17 protein-coding genes are annotated in these 19,300 nt (G+C 73.8%); 13 read left to right on the top strand and 4 right to left on the bottom strand.

All coding sequences use genetic code 11. The annotated features are described in order from the left end of the window. Positions 1-34: 34 nt before the first annotated feature. From FRANEAN1_RS30435 to hemB, 6 genes are all read left to right on the top strand, one after another. Positions 35-490: a glutaredoxin family protein gene (locus tag FRANEAN1_RS30435; RefSeq protein WP_083788366.1), complete on the top strand. Its 456-nt coding sequence runs from the start codon at positions 35-37 to the stop codon at positions 488-490. Between the two features lie 220 nt (positions 491-710). Continuing rightward, complete coding sequence (locus tag FRANEAN1_RS30430) at positions 711-1,643, top strand: redox-sensing transcriptional repressor Rex (protein WP_020463556.1); 933 nt, start codon at positions 711-713, stop codon at positions 1,641-1,643. Beyond that, a complete protein-coding gene (locus FRANEAN1_RS30425; protein WP_020463555.1) occupies positions 1,640-3,070 on the top strand; it encodes a glutamyl-tRNA reductase in 1,431 nt (476 codons plus the stop codon). The genes FRANEAN1_RS30430 and FRANEAN1_RS30425 overlap by 4 nt, the downstream gene beginning before the upstream one ends. Beyond that, positions 3,067-4,131 carry a hydroxymethylbilane synthase gene (hemC, locus tag FRANEAN1_RS30420; protein WP_020463554.1) on the top strand — a complete coding sequence of 355 codons (1,065 nt, stop codon included), beginning with the start codon at positions 3,067-3,069 and terminating at the stop codon, positions 4,129-4,131. The genes FRANEAN1_RS30425 and hemC overlap by 4 nt, the downstream gene beginning before the upstream one ends. A 2-nt stretch (positions 4,132-4,133) precedes the next feature. Next, entirely contained in the window at positions 4,134-5,948 is a 1,815-nt protein-coding gene (locus FRANEAN1_RS30415) for a uroporphyrinogen-III synthase (protein ID WP_020463553.1), read from the top strand. Continuing rightward, positions 5,945-6,961 (top strand): porphobilinogen synthase, encoded by a 1,017-nt coding sequence (gene hemB, locus FRANEAN1_RS30410; protein WP_020463552.1) that lies wholly within the window; start codon positions 5,945-5,947, stop codon positions 6,959-6,961. The genes FRANEAN1_RS30415 and hemB overlap by 4 nt, the downstream gene beginning before the upstream one ends. Before the next feature lie 58 nt (positions 6,962-7,019). Here the strand turns inward: hemB and FRANEAN1_RS30405 are convergent, their stop codons facing one another. From FRANEAN1_RS30405 to FRANEAN1_RS30390, 4 genes are all read right to left on the bottom strand, one after another. After that, positions 7,020-7,244 carry a heavy-metal-associated domain-containing protein gene (locus tag FRANEAN1_RS30405; RefSeq protein WP_020463551.1) on the bottom strand — a complete coding sequence of 75 codons (225 nt, stop codon included), beginning with the start codon at positions 7,242-7,244 and terminating at the stop codon, positions 7,020-7,022. Between the two features lie 174 nt (positions 7,245-7,418). Continuing rightward, positions 7,419-8,246: an ABC transporter permease gene (locus FRANEAN1_RS30400; RefSeq protein WP_020463550.1), complete on the bottom strand. Its 828-nt coding sequence runs from the start codon at positions 8,244-8,246 to the stop codon at positions 7,419-7,421. After that, a complete protein-coding gene (locus FRANEAN1_RS30395; protein ID WP_020463549.1) occupies positions 8,243-9,454 on the bottom strand; it encodes an ATP-binding cassette domain-containing protein in 1,212 nt (403 codons plus the stop codon). Before FRANEAN1_RS30395 ends, FRANEAN1_RS30400 begins: the two co-directional genes overlap by 4 nt. Before the next feature lie 308 nt (positions 9,455-9,762). Next, positions 9,763-10,524, bottom strand: a complete 762-nt coding sequence (locus tag FRANEAN1_RS30390; RefSeq protein ID WP_020463548.1) for a PadR family transcriptional regulator — start codon at positions 10,522-10,524, stop codon at positions 9,763-9,765. Positions 10,525-11,144: 620 nt separating this feature from the next. On the opposite strand from FRANEAN1_RS30390, the gene hemL reads away from it, so the two are divergent. The 7 genes from hemL (at position 11,145) to ccsB (ending at position 19,300) form a co-directional block, all read left to right on the top strand. Further along, positions 11,145-12,494, top strand: coding sequence for a glutamate-1-semialdehyde 2,1-aminomutase (hemL, locus tag FRANEAN1_RS30385; protein WP_020463547.1), 1,350 nt, complete (start codon positions 11,145-11,147; stop codon positions 12,492-12,494). Further along, positions 12,491-13,135, top strand: coding sequence for a histidine phosphatase family protein (locus tag FRANEAN1_RS30380; RefSeq protein WP_020463546.1), 645 nt, complete (start codon positions 12,491-12,493; stop codon positions 13,133-13,135). The genes hemL and FRANEAN1_RS30380 overlap by 4 nt, the downstream gene beginning before the upstream one ends. Before the next feature lie 22 nt (positions 13,136-13,157). Next, positions 13,158-14,093, top strand: a complete 936-nt coding sequence (locus FRANEAN1_RS30375; RefSeq protein WP_020463545.1) for a putative RNA methyltransferase — start codon at positions 13,158-13,160, stop codon at positions 14,091-14,093. Between the two features lie 232 nt (positions 14,094-14,325). After that, on the top strand, positions 14,326-14,955 hold the full coding sequence (locus FRANEAN1_RS30370; RefSeq protein WP_020463544.1) for a TlpA disulfide reductase family protein: 630 nt from the start codon (positions 14,326-14,328) through the stop codon (positions 14,953-14,955). 6 nt (positions 14,956-14,961) lie between these two features. Continuing rightward, positions 14,962-15,990, top strand: a complete 1,029-nt coding sequence (locus FRANEAN1_RS30365) for a cytochrome c biogenesis CcdA family protein (RefSeq protein WP_020463543.1) — start codon at positions 14,962-14,964, stop codon at positions 15,988-15,990. Beyond that, positions 15,987-18,110, top strand: a complete 2,124-nt coding sequence (locus FRANEAN1_RS30360) for a cytochrome c biogenesis protein ResB (RefSeq protein ID WP_041254934.1) — start codon at positions 15,987-15,989, stop codon at positions 18,108-18,110. Before FRANEAN1_RS30365 ends, FRANEAN1_RS30360 begins: the two co-directional genes overlap by 4 nt. Next, a complete protein-coding gene (gene ccsB, locus FRANEAN1_RS30355; RefSeq protein WP_020463541.1) occupies positions 18,110-19,300 on the top strand; it encodes a c-type cytochrome biogenesis protein CcsB in 1,191 nt (396 codons plus the stop codon). Before FRANEAN1_RS30360 ends, ccsB begins: the two co-directional genes overlap by 1 nt.

Raw genomic sequence — 19,300 nt, 5'->3', positions numbered from 1 at the left:
ATCCCTGCTGTGGCGGGGGACTATCGTCGATGAGATGACCGAGGTCGCCGCCGGGACGTCCGGGCCCAACCGCGAACAGGGCCCCCAAGGGGCCACATCGACCCCCGCGCATGTCGCCGGTGACCACGTCGCCGCCGACAGCCCCGCCAGTGACGGTGCCACCGGTGGCGAGGTGCCCGGCGTCCGGATCACCCTGCTCACCCGGGTGGGCTGCCACCTGTGCGACGACGCGCGCCAGGTGATCGAGCGGGTGAGCGCCGATGTCGGGGCCGGCTGGCGGGAGCTCGACGTCGACGCCGACCCGCGCACGGCGGACACCTACGGCGACCGGGTCCCGGTGATCCTGGTCGACGGCCGGGAGCACGGCTACTGGCGGGTGGAGGAGCAGCGGCTGCGGCGTGCGCTCGCCGGCGACCGGTGGTCCTGGCTGACCGGCAGGTCCGGTGGCTCAGGCCGGTCCGGCAGGAGCCCCGCATCGGGAACTTCGTGAATACCTTCACGAAGTCGTAGACTCGACGGGTCCGCAGATGCGGTCGTCGGCCGCGGTGACCGCCGGGTCGGGCACGCTCGTTCGGCCCGCACCGGCCTCCGGGCCGGCTTCGTGGCGCCGTTGAGGCCGGCTTCGAGGTCGGAATCAGGACCGGCCCAGAGGTCGGCATCGGGCGGTAGTGCCGCCGGCCCGCACTGTCGAGCAACGTCGGGAGCCGCGGATGGGTCAACCTCGGCGGGGTGCCGGGCGGGTACCGGGGCGGTCGCCGGTGCCCGAGGCGACGGTGGCCAGGTTGCCCCTCTACCTCCGTGTGCTGACGGCGCTCGGCGAGCGCGGCGTGCACACGGTGTCCTCGGACACGCTCGCCGCGGCCGCCGGCGTGACGTCGGCGAAGGTACGCAAGGACCTCTCCCAGCTCGGCTCGTACGGCACGCGCGGAGTCGGGTACGACGTGGGCGTGCTCCTTGAGTGCATATCGGCCGAGCTCGGCCTGACCGAAGACCGCTCGGTCGTCCTCGTTGGCGTGGGTAACCTCGGGCATGCACTTGCCGGATACGGCGGCTTCCATGCCCGAGGGTTCCGCATCGCGGCATTGGTGGACGCCGATCCGTCCAGGGTGGGTGAGCGGGTCGGTGAGGTCGTCGTTCGCCCGGTCGACGAGCTGGAGGCGGTCATCGAGGACTGCCAGGTGACCATCGGCGTGATCTCCACGCCGGCGGCCGCGGCGCAGAGCGTCTGCGACCGCCTCGTGGCAGCGGGCGTGACCAGCATCCTGAACTTCGCCCCCACGGTGCTTTCGGTGCCCGAGGGAGTGGATGTGCGTAAGGTCGACCTTGCCCTGGAACTGCAGATTCTCTCCTTTCACGAAGCGCGTAAACGTCCGTCGCCAGGCCGGGCCCCCGGCGCGGGGGACGTGGTGGTCGGCGATCAGCCGGGGTCGGGCGGATTCGTGGATGACGAGGCTGGTGAGGTCGTGCGGATGACCCGTCGGATGGTGCCACCGTCACCCTTGGCGCAGCCTTCACCGCTGGCGCAGCCGGTGGCGCGGCAGTCGCGGGCGGCACAGGCGGCGCAGGCACCGGAGGCGGCACGGATGGCGCAGGCGCCGGAGGTGCCGATGCCGGCCGCCACTCACGGGGGTGAGGCGGAGTGAGCCTGCTCGCGGTGGGCCTGAACCACCGGACGGCCCCGACCTCGCTGCTCGAGCTCGCCGCGGTCTCCGCCGACGACGCGCCGAAGGTGCTGCACGACCTCGTCGGGGCGGATCATCTCAGCGAGGCGGTGCTGCTCTCCACCTGCAACCGCACCGAGATCTACGCCGAGGTGGAGACCTTCCACGGCGGCCTGGCCGACATCTCCGACCAGCTGAGCCGGGTGTGCGGGGTACCGCTGACCGATCTCGCCTCGCACCTGTACGTCCACCATGAGGCCCGCGCCGTCAGCCACCTCTTCTCGGTGGTCTGCGGCCTCGACTCGATGCTGGTCGGCGAGACGCAGATCCTCGGCCAGGTCCGCGCCGCGTTCCGGCTGGCCCAGGCCGCCGAGGTGACCAGCGGCACGCTCGCCAACCTGTTCCAGACCGCGCTGCGGGTCGGCAAGCGGGCCCACACCGAGACCTCCATCGACGCCGCGGGGGCCTCGATCGTCTCGGTCGGCGTCCGGATGGCCGCCTTCGACCTGCAGGCCCGCCGGCCGGACATGCTCGTCGCGCCCGTCGCGTCCCCCGGATGCGACCCGGGTGACGCGGTGGAGGCGCTGCTGCGCCCCGAGCTGACGGCCCCGGTCGAGGTGGCGGGCCCCGCCCCGCTCGCCGGGGCCCGGGTGCTGATCATCGGGGCCGGCGCGGTCGGTTCGCTGGCGGCCCAGACCGTGCGCCGGGCCGGCGCCGGTGACGTCGTCGTCGCGAACCGGACGGCGGCCCGCGCGGCCCGGGTCGCCGATTTGCACGACGCCCGCGCGGTCGGGCTGGCCGAGATCGCCCACGAGGTCGGCCGCGCGGATCTCGTGATCTCGTCGACCGGAGCCTCCGGGCTCGTCGTCGGCCACGACGCGGTACGCGCCTCGCTGGCGGGCCGCGGCGCCCGGCCGCTGGTCTTCCTCGACCTCGCGCTGCCGCGCGACATCGACCCGGCGGTGCGCGAGCTCCCCGGGGTGACCCTGATCGACATCGAGGCCCTGCGGGTCGCCCTGGACGGGGCGCAGGTGGCCCATGACGTGGAGGCCGTCCGGGCCCTCGTGACCACCGAGGTGGCCGGGTTCCTCGACCGGCGGCGTGCCGAGCGGGTCGCCCCGACCGTGGTGGCGCTGCGGGCCCACGCGGCGGCGGTGGTGCGCGACGAGCTGGAGCGGCTGCGCACCCGCCTGCCCGACCTTGACAACCGTGAGTGGGACATGGTCTCCGGCACTGTGCGGCGGGTCGTCGACAAGTTGCTGCACGCGCCCACGGTGCGCGTCCAGCAGCTCGCCGAGGCGCCTGGCGGTGACTCCTACGCCGAGGCCCTGCGCGAGCTCTTCGACCTGCCGCGTGACGTGCCGGCCATCGTCTCCGCCCCTGATCTGGATCTGGTGGAGAGAACGTGACAGTGACCCGAGGGCCCGAGGCACGAGCACACGCGCTCCTGGCGCGGCGGCCGCTGCGACTGGGCACCCGGCGTTCCGCGCTGGCGCGGGCTCAGTCCGAGAAAGTGGCCGAGACGCTGCGGACCCGGCTGAGCCGACCCGTGGAGCTCGTTCCGATCGTCACCGCGGGTGACCAGTCGCAGGTGGCGATCAGCCAGATCGGTGGAACGGGCGTCTTTGTCAGCGCGCTGCGTGACGCCCTGCTCGCCGGTGAGATCGACCTCGCCGTCCACTCGCTCAAGGACCTGCCGACGGCCACCCCGGACGGGCTCGTCCTGGCCGCCGTCCCGCGCCGGGCCGACACCCGGGACGTCCTCGTCTCGCCCAGCGGCCGGCGCCTGAGCGAGCTGGGGCCGGGCGCGCGGGTCGGGACGGGGTCGCCGCGGCGGGCCGCCCAGCTGCTCGCGCTCGGCCACGGCTTCGAGGTCGTCCCGATCCGCGGCAACGTCGACACCCGGATCAAGAAGGCCATCGACGGCGAGGTGGACGCGGTGGTGCTCGCGCACGCCGGCCTCGACCGCCTCGACCGCCTCGACGCGGTCACCGAGATCATCTCACCCGAGGTGATGCTGCCCGCTCCCGGGCAGGGCGCGCTGGCGATCGAGTGCGTGCGCACCCCGGCCGGCGGCGGACCAGCCCACGACCAGACCGGACCAGAAGCGGGCCGGGGCTTCGATGAGGGACTCGCGGAGCTGCTACGGTTTGTGCTCGACGACGCAACGTCCTCCGTCGCGGTCCGAGCCGAGCGTGCCTTCCTGGCGGGCATCGAGGCCGGTTGTACCGCTCCGGTGGGTGCTCTGGCCCACGTGCTTCCGGGTACCGACGCACGCCTGGTCGCGGGCGGTGACGATGCGCCCGCCGTGGGTGAGATCCGCCTGCGGGCGGTGGTCGCCGCGCCGGATGGAGGCAGGGTCCTGCGGCGCGAGCTCACCGGTTCTGCCGTCGACCCGGAGGCGCTCGGGCAGCGCCTCGCGGACGAGCTGTTGTCCGCCGGAGCACACACGCTGATGGGAACAAGCTGAGCATGGCCACCCGACGTACCAAGAAGCCCGTGTCCCCGGTCGCGCTTGTGGGCGCCGGTCCCCGTGATCCGGGGCTGCTCACGGTCCTCGCCGTGGAGACTCTCACCGCTGCCGACGTGGTGGTCGCCGACCCGGACGTACCGTCCGAGGTGGTCGAGTCGCTGTCGGCCGAGGTGCTGCGGATCGGTGACCTCGACGCCCCGAAGCCGGTGCGGGACGCGGAGGCCGCGACCGCCGCGGTCGTCAGCCGGGCACGGGCCGGGGACAAGGTCGTCCGGCTCTACGCCTCGGACCCGTGGCTGACCCGGATCGGCGCGGCGGACGCGCAGTCGCTGGCCAAGGCCAAGATCCCCTACCGGGTGGTTCCCGGTATCTCGACCTCCGCCGCGGTCGCGACCTACGCCGGTGTCGCGCCGGGCAGCCCGGTCACCTTCGCCAGCACGTCGGGTGTCTTCTCGTCCTCGGGCTCGGTCGCCTCGGCCTCACCGTTCGGCGTCGGTGACCCGGTCGGCCCGCTCACCCCGCCCCCCTTCGGGACGTCCCGCCTCGGCGGCCGGTCGATGCCGAGCCTCGGCGGCGGCCCGCTGGGCGTGGGCGGCGGCTTCGGCGCGCCCCTCGGCCTGGGCACCCCTACCGGCTTCGGTGGTCTCGGCGTGCCCACCACGCCGGGCGACGTCGACTGGGGCGCGCTCGCGCAGGCCCCCGGCACGCTGATCGTCACCGCCGGCCCCACCGAGATCGGCAAGGTGGCGACCGCGCTGGTCGAGCACGGCCGCGCCGGTGACACCCCCGTCGCGGTCACCGTCGACGGCACGACCACCGACCAGCGCACCGTCACCTCGACCCTCGACCGGATCGAGGCCGACGTCGCGCCGATGCTCAACGCCACCGCGAACCCGCCGAACGAGGTCATCATCTCCGTCGGCCCGGTCGTCGCGACCCGGGCGAAGCTGTCCTGGTGGGAGACCCGCGCCCTGTTCGGCTGGACGGTGCTGGTGCCCCGGACGAAGGAACAGGCGGCGATCCTCTCCGACTCGCTGCGCGCCCACGGGGCGAGTCCGCTGGAGGTGCCGACGATCGCCGTCGAGCCGCCGCGGACGGCCGCGCCGATGGAGCGCGCCATCACCGGGCTGGTCTCCGGCCGCTACCAGTGGGTCGCCTTCACCTCGGTGAACGCCGTCAAGGCGGTGCAGGAGAAGGTCGAGGAGCGCAGCCTGGACGCCCGCGCCTTCGCCGGTGTCAAGGTCGCCGCGATCGGCGAGGCCACCGCGGACGCGCTGCGCGCCTTCGGTATCCGCCCCGACCTGGTGCCCGCCGGCCAGCAGTCCAGCGAGGGCCTGCTCGAGGACTGGCCCGAGTTCGACGAGTCGCTTGACCTGCTCGACCGGGTTCTCCTGCCGCGCGCCGACATCGCCACCGACACTCTCGTCGCCGGCGTCAAGGACCGCGGCTGGCAGGTGGACGACGTCACCGCCTACCGGACGGTGCGCGCCGCGCCGCCGCCCGCGCCGATCCGCGAGGCCCTCAAGGGCGGCCGGGTCGACGCGGTGGTCTTCACCTCCTCCTCCACGGTGCGCAACCTGGTCGGAATCGCCGGCAAGCCGCACGAGACCACCGTCATCGCGGTGATCGGCCCGGCGACGGCCGCGACCGCCCAGGAGCTCGGCCTGCGGGTGGACGTCCAGGCGACCGAGGCGTCGATCCCGTCGCTCGTCGCGTCGCTGGCGGAGTTCGCCGCCGAGCACCGCGAGGAGCTCGGCAAGGTCGGCCCGCTCGCCGCCAGGCTGCCCAAGCCGCGCCGGGGTTCCCGGCGATGATCGCGGGGCCCGGGCGGTCGGCCGTCGGTTTCCCCGTGGCGCGCCCGCGGCGGCTGCGCCGCGGGGCCGCGCTGCGGCGGATGGTGGCCGACGTCCGGCTGCACCCCGCCGACCTCATCCTGCCGATGTTCGTCCGGGAGGGTGTGACCGAGCCGGTCCCGATCTCCTCGATGCCCGGCGTCGTGCAGCACACCCGTTCCTCGCTGCGCAAGGCGGCGGCTGAGGCGGCCGCGGCCGGCGTCGGCGGCATCATCCTGTTCGGCGTGCCCGAGCACAAGGACGCCCGCGGCTCGTCCGCCGACGACCCGGCCGGCATCGTCCAGCTCGCCATCGCCGACCTCGTGTCCGAGGTCGGCGGCGACACGGTGATCATGGCCGACCTCTGCCTGGACGAGTACACCGACCACGGTCACTGCGGCCTGCTCACGGCCACGGGCGAGGTCGACAACGACGCGACCCTCGTCCGCTACGGCGAGATCGCGCTGGCCCAGGCCGCCGCCGGCGTCGAGATGATCGCCCCCAGCGGCATGATGGACGGCCAGGTCGCAGCGATCCGCACCGCGCTGGACGGCGGTGGCCACACCGACATCCCGATCATGGCCTACTCGGCGAAGTACGCCTCGGCCTTCTACGGCCCGTTCCGGGAGGCCGCCCTGTGCGCCCCCCAGTTCGGCGACCGGGCCGGCTACCAGCAGGATCCAGCCCGCTCGGCCGGTGAGGCGCTGCGCGAGGTGGCGCTGGACCTGGCCGAGGGCGCGGACGCCGTGATGGTGAAGCCCGCCCTGGCCTACCTGGACGTCCTGCGCGCGGTCGCCGACTCCGTGGACGTCCCGGTCGCCGCCTACCAGGTCTCCGGCGAGTACGCGATGGTCGAGGCCGCCGCGGCCAACGGGTGGCTCGACCGCGACCGGGTCATCATGGAGACGCTTACCGCCATCCACCGGGCGGGCGCCGACATCATCCTCACCTACTGGGCGGCCGAGGTCGCGGAGCGGCTGGCCTCCCGCCGCTAGCCTCCCCGCCACCAGCCTCCGGCCGCCGCCAGGTTCGGGCCGCGGCCGGGGGCGTTGGTCAGAGGCGGCCGGTCAGGGTGTAGCCGGCCTCCTCGACGGCGGCCTGGACGGCCGCGTCGTCCAGCTCGCCGGTGCTCGTCACGGCCACCCGGCCACTGGGGGCGTCGGCGTCCACGGACGTCACCACAGGCAGCCGCGAGATCTCCTCGCTGACCGCCGCGGCGCAGTGCCCGCAGGTCATCCCGGTGACGCTGTAAGTGGTCACGATGCTGGTGACGGACATGGCGACGCCTCCTCGCGATGCTTTCGTCCGAACGGTTCCCAATACCCACCGAACCCTACGCCCATACCCTCCCCCCGTAGGGTTCTCCGTCGCGTCACACGGGCCACAAGGAAAAACGGCAAGCGCCACCCCGCCACACATCGGGCCGCCCGGCCTGACCGGAGGCCGATTTGGTCAGAGGGAGCGTTGGTAGGCGCGGAAGGCCTGGGTGGCCAGGGCGGTGGCGGTGAGGGCGGCGGCGGCCAGGGCGGCCACCCGCCAGCCGGCCAGTGCCCAGTTCGGGTCGGCGGCGATGGTCTCGCGCGCCGCCGAGACGGCCCAGTCCAGCGGGTTCGCGAGCGCGATCGGCCGGATCCAGCCGGGCAGCAGGTCGCGGGACATCATCGCCGTCGAGAGGAAGGTCAGCGGCAGCGCGAGGAAGTTGGTCGCCGCGACCAGTGACTCCTCACGGCGGACGAGCAGCGCCAGCGCCATGGACAGCGCGGCGACCACGGTGCCGAGCGCGATCGCGACCAGGACCAGCACGAGCAGTCCGACGGCACCGCCCCCGTAGTCGGTTCCCAGCGCCCAGCCGAGCAGCAGGATGATCACGGTCTGGGCGGTTGTCATCAGCGCCTGGTAGGCCAGACAGCCACCGATGATCGCCCAGCGGCTCGCCGGGGCGGCGAGGATCCGGTCCATGACCCCGCGCTCCATGTCCGTGATGAAGCCCATCCCGGCCCAGCCGGCGCTGAAGAACGCCGACATCATCACAACGCCCGGTGTCAGGTAGTCGAAGTAGGAGTCGTCGCCGAATCCGGGTATGTCCGCGACTCCGCGGAACAGCGACCCGAAGAGCGGCAGCCACACCACGGCCTGGACCAGGCTGATCGACAGGTAAGCCGGCTGGCGCAGCAGCGCGCGCACGTTGCGCACGAAGAAAGCGGCGAGCTGCCCGCCCCCGGAAACGCGGGCCGGCCTGGCGCTCCCCGCCGCCGGTCCCGTCAGCACGGAGCTGCTCATCGGACGTCCCCCTGTCCGGTGCCCGAGCCGTGCTCGCCTGCCGTGCCCGACTGGCCTGCCGTGCCCGGCGTGCGTGGGGTGTCCGGCGTAGGTGGGGTGTCCGGAGGGTTCGCGGCGGCGTCCGGGTCCCCGGAACGGGCTTCGGGCCGCATGCGGCGCCCCACATGGCGCAGGTAGACGTCGTCCAGGGAGGGCCTGGCGATCGTCGCCGACGCCACCGCCAGCCCGGCGCCGTCCAGCGCCGCGATGACCGCCGGCAGGGTCGCGGCGCCGCCGGAGACCCTGCTGCGTACCTGTCGGCCCTCGACGGCCACGTCCAGCACTCCGGGGACGGCGGCGAGGAGCTCGCGAACCCGGGCCGCCTGCTCGGCGCCCTCGTGCGTCCGGTCGCCCTCCGGGTGGGCGGCGAGCTCGAGGTTCACCGAGTCACCGCGCAGCTCGCTGCGCAACGTGTCGGGACTGCCCTCGACGACCACGCGCCCACCCTCGACGATCGCGACCCTGGCGGCGAGGTGGTCGGCCTCCTCGAGGTAATGCGTGGTCAGCAGGATGGTCAGCCCGTCGGCGGTGAGGTCGGCGATCTCCCGCCACATGGCCGACCGGGCCTGCGGGTCCAGGCCCGTCGTCGGCTCGTCGAGGAACAGCACGGACGGACGGTGGACGAGGCCGACGGCGACGTCCAGCCGGCGCAGCATCCCCCCGGAGTAGGTGCGGGCGAGCCGGTCGGCAGCGGCGCCGAGGTCGAAACGGTCGAGGAGCTCGTCGACCCGGCGGGTCAGCCGGGTGCCGCCCAGCCCGTAAAGGCGGCCCTGTAGCCAGAGGTTCTCCCGGCCGGTGGCGTCCAGATCCGTGCCGGATTTCTGGGTGACCAGGCCGATCGACCGGCGTACCAGGCCGGGATCGCGCCGGACGTCGTAGCCGGCGACGCTGGCCGTGCCCGAGTCCGCGCGGGACAACGTGCTCAGGATTTTGACGGTGGTCGACTTGCCGGCCCCGTTCGGCCCGAGCAGGCCGAACACCGTTCCCGCCGGAACCGTGAAGCCGATGCCGGCCAGGGCCGGGACGGGCCGGGCCCCGCGTCCTCGGCCGGGGTACGACTTGCACAGGTCGGCGACGGTTATCGCCGCGGTCGAGCCGGTCGGGCTCGCGGCCCCCCGGGGCGTCGCGCCCGCCGCGGGTGCGGCGGACGCCTTGGACGGTGCTGCCATGGGATGTCCCTGGTTGGTGATGCCGCCCGCTCGGGCGGTGCAGGCCCAGGCCGCACCGGGTGATCCCGGCGCGGCCGCTGTCAGGGCGCACGCCGACCGCGTCCGGCCCGTGTCCGGGGCCGGACGCCGTTGCGGCGTCGTCCGGGGCGAGCGGAGCCGGCCTTGCCGCGTACCAGGGACGGTTATCGTCGACCTGGGAAGGTGTCCGGTACGCGCGGTGGAAACACCGCGAGGTCGGGCGCTCGCCGGGCGGGTCCCCGGCGCCGGTGTTGCCGCACCGGTGCGGGGGACCCGTCGTCGTCACGTCGTCATCGCGGCCCCCCGCCGGTGGTGTCGCCGCCGCCCTCGATCGCCGCGGGCCTGCCGGAGAGCGTCTCCATCTCGGCGAGCAGCGCCGGTGTCAGCTCGCCCCACCGGCCTCCGGCGATCTTCTCCTTCACCGCGGTGACCAGCGCGTGCATCTCCTCCGGCTGGGCGGCGTCGGCGTGGAAGACGTCCCAGAGCTCGATGCCGTCCAGCTCGCGGGTGGCGATCGAGGTGATGAGGGCGTCCACGAAGCGCAGCTCGGCGTCCCGCAGGGCGTCGACGTACTCGCCCTCCAGGCGGAAGATCCGGGGCAGGTTCTCGACCGTGGCCAGCCGCGCGGTGGCCTTCGCCGCCTCGGACTCCTCGAGCAGCCGCTGCCGCCGCTCGCTCAGCATGCGGACGGCGTCGTCCGGTGGCAGCACGGGGAGCAGTGAGAGGGCCGCCTCGAAGCGGGTGTACTCCTTCACCGGCGTGCTGACGAGCTCCGCCATCCAGTCGTCCAGCTCGACCCGTCCGGCGTCGGTGATCGCGTAGATCTTCCGCTCCGGGCGGCGGCCCTCGCGCACGGTCCGGGTCGCGACGATGCAGCCGGCGCGTTCCAGGCTCTCGACGACCGTGTAGAGCGAACCGAAGTTGAGCTTGATGCTGTCGGCCTTGCGCCGCTCACGCAGCGTCGTCGAGATCTCGTAAGGGTGCATCGGACGCTCGTTCAACAGCGCCAGGACGGCCAGGGCGAGCGGATTCGACATCCTGCGCCGTGCCATGAGTTCTCCGTCCTCCGTTCGCGGCTCGCGTGCCGCCGGTGCCCCTGTTACCGGTGCCCCTGTCGCCCGTGCCTGGGCTGCTGGCCCGCGTCCCGTGTTTCTGTGCTGCTTGGCACCGATTACTCGCCGCCGAGTATCAGGGTTCGGATGGCTGAAGGTCAACCGCCGTTCCTGGGATGACGGGCCTGGGATGACGGGGGAGTCGGGCCGGTGGCCCGTGTGGGGAAGGTCGCCTAGGACAACCGCGCCTATCGATCATCGGTGCGGGCGGAGGCACCCCGGGCCCGGTTCCGGCATTATCAGGACATCCACCGGGCCCGCAAGGTCCGCCGGGCGCCCGTCGAGTTCGCGGCGGGGCATACCATCGTCACTGGCGGCCAAGCAAGACCCGGGTAGATGAAGGATTAGGGTCTGGTTCGTCCCCGGCGCGCAGGTGCCGGGTCGGGACGAAAGTTGGTAACCGGGAGCCGCCGCCGGTGGGCGGCCGGGGCAGACCCCCGTCCGCCGGCGGCCTCGGTCGGTGCCGACCGCTCCGGCCCCGCTCTCGCTCTCGGTGCCGGATCCGCGGCAGCACCCGCGCCGGGCGCGGGCTCGCGGCGAGACCTGCGAGGATCGGGGGCATGGTGGTTCCGTCTACCGCACCCGCATCCGATGATCTCTTCCGGCGGGCCCAGCGGGTCGTCCCCGGCGGGGTGAACTCGCCGGTGCGTGCCTTCCGCGCCGTCGGGGGCACTCCCCGCTTCATGACCTCCGGGTCCGGCCCGCGGCTCGTCGACGCCGACGGCCGCACCTACGTAGACCTTGTGTGCTCCTGGGGTCCGATGATCCTGGGCCACGCCCATCCCGACGTGGTCCAGGCGATCACGGCGGCCGCGGCCCGGGGCACCAGCTTCGGTACGCCCACCCCCGGCGAGGTGGAGCTCGCGGAGCTCATCGTCGAGCGGGTGGCCCCGGTCGAGCAGGTGCGCCTGGTGAACTCCGGCACCGAGGCGACGATGAGCGCGATCCGGCTGGCCCGGGGGTTCACCGGACGTCCCACGATCGTCAAGTTCGCGGGCTGCTACCACGGGCACGTCGACGCGCTGCTCGCGTCGGCCGGCTCCGGGGTGGCGACCCTCGGCCTGCCCGACACCCCGGGCGTCACCGGCGCGGCGACCGCCGACACGATCGTCCTGCCCTACAACGATCTCGCCCTGGTCGAGGCGACCTTCGCCGAGCGCGGCGACACGATCGCGGCGGTCATCACCGAGTCCGTCGCGGCGAACATGGGGGTCGTCCCGCCGCTGCCCGGTTTCAACGCCGGCCTGCGGCGCCTGTGCGACGCCCACGGCGCCCTGCTGGTGTTCGACGAGGTGATGACGGGGTTCCGCGTCTCCCGCACCGGCTGGTGGGGCCTGGAGGGCGCCGTGGAGGGCTGGGCGCCCGACCTGTTCACCTTCGGCAAGGTGATGGGCGGCGGCCTGCCGGCCGCGGCCTTCGGTGGCCGTGCGGACGTGATGGCCCGACTGGCCCCCGCCGGCCCCGTCTACCAGGCCGGGACGCTCTCCGGGAACCCGCTCGCGGTGGCCGCCGGGCTCGCCACGCTGCGCGCCTGCACCGACGAGGTCTACGCGACGGTCGACGCGCGCGCCGCCGACGTCGCCGGCATCGTCTCCACCGCCCTGAACGAGCAGGGCGTCCCGCACCTGCTCAACAGCGCTGGGTCGCTGTTCAGCGTGTTCTTCACCGACGCGACGGCGGTCATCGACTACGCCGGCGCGAAGCGGCAGGCCAGCGAGCGTTACGCCGCCTTCTTCCACTCCATGCTCGACGCGGGGGTCTACCTGCCGCCGTCGGCCTTCGAGGCGTGGTTCGTCTCGGCGGCGCACGACGACGAGGCGGTCGAGCGGATCGCCGCGGCGGCCCCGGCGGCTGCCCGGGCCGCCGCGGCGGTGGGCGCGCCGGTCGCGGTCGGCGGGGGGGCCGTGTGAGCGGGCCGGAGGTCACGACCGTGCACCTCGTCCGGCACGGCGAGGTGTTCAACCCGAGCAAGGTGCTCTACGGCCGGCTGCCCGGCTACCGGCTCTCCGAGACCGGCGAGCGGCAGGCCAAGATCACCGCCGAGTACCTGGCCGGCTTCGATGTCGCCGCGGTGGTGGCGAGCCCGCTGGACCGGGCGCAGCAGACGGCCACCCCGATCGCGGCGGCGCACGGCGTGCCGCTGCAGGTCGACCCGCGGCTGATCGAGAGCCGCAACGCGTTCGAGGGCAGGACCTTCGAGGCGGGCCCCGCGGTGTTCCGCTATCCGGCGATGTGGAAGCTGCTGCGCAACCCGCTGACACCGTCCTGGGGCGAGCCGTACACGGAGATCGCCGGGCGCATGCTCGGCAGCGTCGCCGAGTGGCGGGACGCCCATCGGGGCCGGCACGTCGTCCTGGTCAGCCACCAGCTTCCGGTGTGGATCGCCCGGCGCGCGCTGGAGGAGCAGCACCTGTGGCACCGCCCGGACCGGCGGCAGTGCGCGTTGGCGAGCGTCACCTCGGCCGTCTACGTGTCCGGGGAGCTCCTCCGGGTGGAGTACAGCGAGCCCAACGGGCCCACCGCCAACGCGCCCGGCTCCGTCGGCGCGTGAGGGCCGGCCCCCACCGCGTCGGATGATCCATCCAGCTCTGCGCCTCCTGCGGTGCCCCGTCTGCGCGGCGCCCCTGGCCGACCCGGCGGGTGCCGTGCGGTGCGCCGCGGGGCACTCCTTCGACGTCGAACGGTCCGGCTACCTGAACCTGCGTACGGGCCGGGCCCGCCGGGTGTCCGGGGACACCGCCGAGATGGTCCAGGCCCGGGTCGACTTCCTCGGGGGTGGCCACTACGCGCCGCTCACCGCCCGCCTGGTCCAACTTGCCGCGGCCCGGACGGGGGGCGGGCGGACGCCGGCCGATGCTCCGCCAGCCGATCACCCGGCGGTCAGTGATCCGGCGGCAGGTGATCCGGCGGCCGGTGCTCCCGAGCTCGTGCTGGAGATCGGCGCCGGCACCGCCCACCACCTCGCGGCCGTCGTGGACGCGGGGCCGCGGCGGCTCGGGATCGCCGTCGACGTGTCGAAGTACGCGCTGCGCCGCGCGGCACGGGCCCATCCGCGAATCGGTGCCGTGGCCTTCGACGTGGCCGACCGCTGGCCGCTGCCCGACGCGTCCGTCGACGTCCTGCTGGACGTCTTCGCGCCGCGCAACCTCGCGGAGATGCGCCGGCTGCTGCGTCCGGGGGGCATGCTGCTCCTGGTCACACCCGGCGAGGGTCACCTGGCGGAGCTACGGGAGCCGCTCGGGCTCGTCGGCGTCCAGCCGGGTAAGCGGGAACGGCTGGCGGACGAGCTGTCCGGCCGGTTCGACCGGCTCTCGTCCGAGACGCTGACCCGTACCCTCCAGCTCGGCGTGGACGAGGTCGTCGACGTGGCTCTCATGGGCCCCACCGGGCATCACACGGGCGCGCCCGAGCTGCGCCGGCGCCTGGCCGCGGTGTGGCCCCCCGGCCGGGCCGCGATGGACGTCACCGCCTCCTTCGTCATCGACCGCGCGCAGGCGCCCGAGGCCTGACCTGTGGCGGGCCGGCGGTGCCGGAACCGGCGGTGCCGGAACCGCCGGCCCGGTGGGCGGTCCCGATGCGCCGGCCGGGCCGGAGCGCCTGGACCGCGTCAGTGCCACGGGGCCGAGTCGAAGGTCCTGGGACGGACGTCCGGGGCCTGTGCGGCCAAGCCCTGACGCGTGCGGCTCACGGGGCACCTACTCTGGAGGGCATAGTTCTACGCTTGGTCGTAGAAGGTCGGCGATGCTGGACGATGCCGAAAGGAGCGGGCTCATCCTGGGCTGGGAGCGGGACACTGGGCGGAAACGCCGCGTGATGGCCGTGGTCGCCGCCGTGCTGCTGGTCGGCGGCGGGCTCGCGGCCTGCTCGGCGAACGCGAGCAAGGTCGACGCCACGGGTGGCGGGGGCTATGGATTCGTTCAACAGGCACCCGGGCAGGACTTCGTGCCCGCCGCGGACCGCCGTGAACCGCCGGGGATGTCCGGCGCGACGCTCGACGGGAGCCAGCTCGACCTCGCCTCGCTGCGCGGCAAGCCCGTCGTGGTGAACTTCTGGGCCTCTTGGTGTGCCCCGTGCCGGGCGGAGACCCCCGGTCTCGTCACACTCGCCGGCAGGAATTCGGACGTCGCCTTCGTCGGGGTGAACGAGAAGGACAACGCCTCCAGCGCGAAGGCGTTCACCCGCGACTTCAAGGTCGGATACCCGAGCATCGTCGACCGGCTCGGCACGCTCGCCGCCGGTTGGCCGGTCGCCCCGGGCCTGCCGTCGACGTTCGTCCTCGACGCGGACGGCCGCATCGCCGCCCGCTTCACCGGTGGCGTGCTGCCGGCGGAGCTGACCACCGTGCTCGAGCGGCTCCGGACGGAGGTCTAGTTCCGGATGGGTGTCGTGGACGTCGTCACGGACGGCCCGCTGCTGCTGGCGGCGCCCGTCGCGGCCGCGGCGGGGCTGCTGTCCTTCCTGTCGCCGTGCGTGCTGCCGCTGGTTCCCGGCTACCTGTCCTTCATCACCGGGTTGTCCGGCGAGGATCTCCAGCGCCGTCCGGCGCAGACAGCCTCCGCCGGGTCCGCGGCGTTCGCCGGGTCCACGGGGTTCGCCGCGACCACGGAGCCGGGCGAGCCCGCCGCCGCGCCGATGGCTGCCACCGGAGCGCCCGCGGCTGTCGGAGCGCCCGCCGCCGCAGGCGTGTCAGGCGCGGGTGGCCCCGCGCGGGGGTCCGGTGCGTTGCCGGCCGTCGGCGTACCGCCGTCCGGCGGTGCTGCGGCGGCCGCCGGCGGGCAGCCGTCCGCGCTGGTCCGGCGGCTGGGGGAGCTGCGCAGGGTCGGCCGGGTGACCGCTGGAACCGGGCTGTTCGTGCTCGGTTTCAGCGTCGTGTTCGTGACGTACGGGGTGGCGTTCGGCGGCCTCGGCCAGTGGCTGAACCTGCACCAGGTCGGGCTCAGCCAGGTGCTCGGTGTGGTCACGATCGTGATGGGGCTCGGCTTCGCCGGAGTGTTCTCCCAGATGTCCTGGGCCAACCGGGAGTGGCGCTTCCACCGCCTGCCCAACCCCGGGCTGCTCGGCGCCCCCGCGCTGGGCGTGATGTTCGGTCTCGGCTGGACGCCGTGCATCGGCCCGACCCTGGCCGCCGTGCTGGGGCTCGCCGCGCAGAGCGCGACGGCCGGGCGCGGCGCGTTCCTCTCCGCCATGTACTGCCTGGGGCTCGGGCTGCCCTTCCTGGCCGTCGGCCTGGCCTTCCGCCGCGCCGCCGGTGCCCTGCGGGTGGTCCGCCGCCACGCCCGACTCCTCGCGCTGACCGGCGGCGCCCTGCTGGTGACGGTGGGCGTTCTGCAGCTCACCGGAGCCTGGGCCGACCTTGTCGCCGAGCTGCGCCCCTACGCGCCCGGATTCTCGGAGACGCCCCTGTGAGCACACGTCCCACCGCGCCGTCAGGGCATGTCGACGGGCTGCGCCCGGACGATCCGACGGTCCTCGAGGCCCCGGAGGCGTTCGACCCACCGGCTCCGCGAGCGTCGTCGCGGCGCCCGCCCGCGGCCCGCGGGCCGGCGGGGAGCGCCCCGGAGACGGGCCCGGACGAGGCGCCGGAGGCGGATTCGGAGTCGGGAGCCGGAACCGTCTCGGGAACGGGCCCGGGAGACGTCCCGGAAGCGGGACAGGAAACCGGCGCTGACGCGCGGCCGGCCGGCGCCGCGAGTGCCGCCGGTTCCGCGGAACCGGCCGGTGCCGCTGGTGCCGCTGGTTCCGCTGGTTTCGCGGGTGCAGCCGGTGCCGCCGGCGCAGGGCCGCGCGCCGCCTGGCTCGCGCTGCTGGTCCGGTCCTGGCGGCAGCTCACCAGCATGCGTACCGCGCTGGTGCTGCTCTTCCTGCTCGCGCTGGCCGCGGTGCCCGGCTCGCTCATCCCCCAGCGCAACCTCAACCCGATGAAGGTCGAGGAGTACTTCGCCGAGCACCCCACGCTCGCCCCCTGGCTCGACCGGTTCTCCGCCTTCCACGTCTTCGGCGCGCCCTGGTTCGCCGCGATCTACCTCCTGCTGTTCATCTCGCTGATCGGCTGTCTCTGGTCGCGGGTGCACTGGCACGCGCGGGCGTTGTTCACCGCCCCGCCGAAGGCGCCGGCCCGGCCGGGCCGGCTGCCCGGCGGCAGCACCTGGACGAGCCCGCTCGACGCCCCGGACGCCGTCGACCTGGCCCGTGGGGCGCTCCGCGGGCGGCGGTTCCGGGTGGCCGTCGCGCCTGGTGACGCCCGCCGTCCCGACGGCTCGCCGGACCACTCGGTCGCCGGGGAGAAGGGCTACCTGCGCGAGAGCGGCAACCTGGTGTTCCACCTGGCGCTCGTCGCGCTCCTCGCCGGGATGGGGCTGGGCTCGTGGTTCGGCTACCAGGGCACCGTCCTGGTCGTCACCGGCAACGGGTTCGCGAACACCCTGATCTCCTACGACCAGTACAGCGGCGGCGAGCTGGTGGACGCGGCCGGCCTGCCGCCGTTCTCGCTCACCCTCGACCAGTTCTCCGCCTCGTACCAGGACAACGGCCAGCCCGCGGACTTCCAAGCCGACGTCTCGTACCAGTCGGACATCGGCTCGCCCGTGCGCACCGACACGATCCGGGTCAACCACCCGCTGCGGATCGGCAGCGCGAAGATCTACCTGATCGGTCACGGCTACGCGCCGCACTTCGTCCTGCGTGACCCCGCCGGCGCGGTCGTCTGGGAGTCCTACGTGCCCTGCACGCCCCGGGACGGCATGTTCACCTCGACCTGCACGGTCAAGATCCCCGACACCGGCCTGCCGCCGGTGGGGGAGCGCCAGGAGCCGCAGCAGCTCGCGTTCAGCGGGGTGTTCACCCCGACCACCGTGCTGGACCCGGGGCACGGATACGTCTCCACCTTTCCGGCGGCGCGGGCACCCGGGCTCACACTCACCGGGTTCGTCGGGAACCTGCACCTCAACGAGGGCATCCCGCAGAACGTCTACGCCGTCGACACCCGGGACATGACCCAGTTCCCGATGACCGGGCCGGCCGGGGAGAAGCGGATCGCCCAGGTCGTCGCCCTGAACAACCCCGGGCAGCGGACGCTGACCGGCCTGCCGGGCGGCCTGTCGCTCGAGGTGGACGGCGTGCACGAGTTCGCCACGTTCCAGACCAAGTCGGACCCCTACAAGGGACTGGTGCTGGGGGCGTCCGTCGTCATCATTCTCGGCCTCGTCGCGAGCCTGCGGGTGCGGCGCCGCCGGGTGTGGGTGCGGGCGACCCCGCTGGACGGTGGCGGCAGCACGGTGGAGGTCGGCGGCCTCTCCAGATCGGACGCGCAGGGCTTCGCCGCCGAGCTGGCCGCCCTCAGCGAGGAGATCCGGCTCGACACCACCGAGGCCGAGGCCACCGCGGACGACACCACTGCGGACGACACCACTGCGGACGGGGCCGCCACGGGCGACACCGCTGCGGACGGGGAGAAGCCGGCCGCTGCCATGCCGGCCGACCCGGTCACGAGCACGACCATCAGCGCCACCAGCGAACGGGAGCCTTGATGCCGGTCAACGAAGGCATGGCCAATCTGTCCGACCTGCTGTTCGGGACGTCGGTCGCCGTCTACGCGGCGGGGATGCTCGGATACGCGGCCGAGTTCGCGTTCAGCCGGCTCGGCACGCCGTCCGGGAAGGCCGCCACCGCAGACGGTGACGGGCAGCTGGAGACCGCCGGCGAGGCCGGTGCGCAGGCCGAGAAGCAGGAGATCCTGGTCGGCGCCGCGACCTCCGCCCCCGGTACCGCCGAGGCCGCCGGGGGCAGCATCGAGGCCGCCGGGAAGCCGGGCAGGCCCGCGAAGACGACGCGGGCAGGGGCGGGCGCCGCGGGCCTGGCGGACGCGGCCGGAGGGGCCGCGGGCTCGGACGTCGCGGCGGGCGGTGGCGATGCCGCCGGATCCGGGTTCGCGCCCTGGATCGGCCGGATCGCGGTGGTTCTGACGATCGTCGGCTGGGTGGCGCACGTCGGTTCGGCGGTCACCCGGGCGATCGCGGCGAGCCGTGTCCCCTGGGGCAACATGTACGAGTTCTCGTCCATGATCTGCCTGATCGCGGTGACGACGTTCCTGGCCCTGATGACCCGCCAGCAGATCCGGTGGCTCGGGGTCTTCGTGATGGTCCCGGTCGTGCTCTCCATGGGCTTCGCCGGCACGGTCCTCTACGTCGCGGCGGGGCCGCTCGTCCCGGCGCTCAACTCGTACTGGCTGCGGATCCACGTCGCCGGGGCGATCGTCGCCAGCGGTGTCTTCCTGGTGTCCGCCGTGACGACGGTCCTGTTCCTGCTGAAGGACCGCTGGGAGAACCGGCTGGCCGAGGTGGCCTCCGGCCGTGCAGAGGCGTCGCGCGCCATGCGCAGCCGGGGCGGGATCGTGATGCGCCTGCCGTCCTCGGCCACCCTCGACACGATCACCTACCGCGCGATCGCGTTCGCCTTCCCGATCTGGACGTTCGCCATCATCGCTGGGGCGATCTGGGCCGAGGCGGCCTGGGGCCGCTACTGGGGCTGGGACCCGAAGGAGACCTGGTCCTTCATCACCTGGGTGATCTACGCGGCGTACCTGCACGCTCGCGCGACAGCCGGGTGGCGGGGACGGCGCGCGGCGGCGGTCTCACTGCTGGCCTTCAGCGCGCTGTTCGTCGACTACTACCTGGTGAACCTGGTGATCAGCGGCCTGCACTCGTACGCCGGGGTCTGA

The sequence above is a fragment of the Parafrankia sp. EAN1pec genome, assembly GCF_000018005.1.
GTDB lineage: Bacteria > Actinomycetota > Actinomycetes > Frankiales > Frankiaceae > Parafrankia > Parafrankia soli.
Note: the sequence above shows the minus strand (reverse complement) of the source record. Positions and strands in the feature narration are given on the sequence as shown.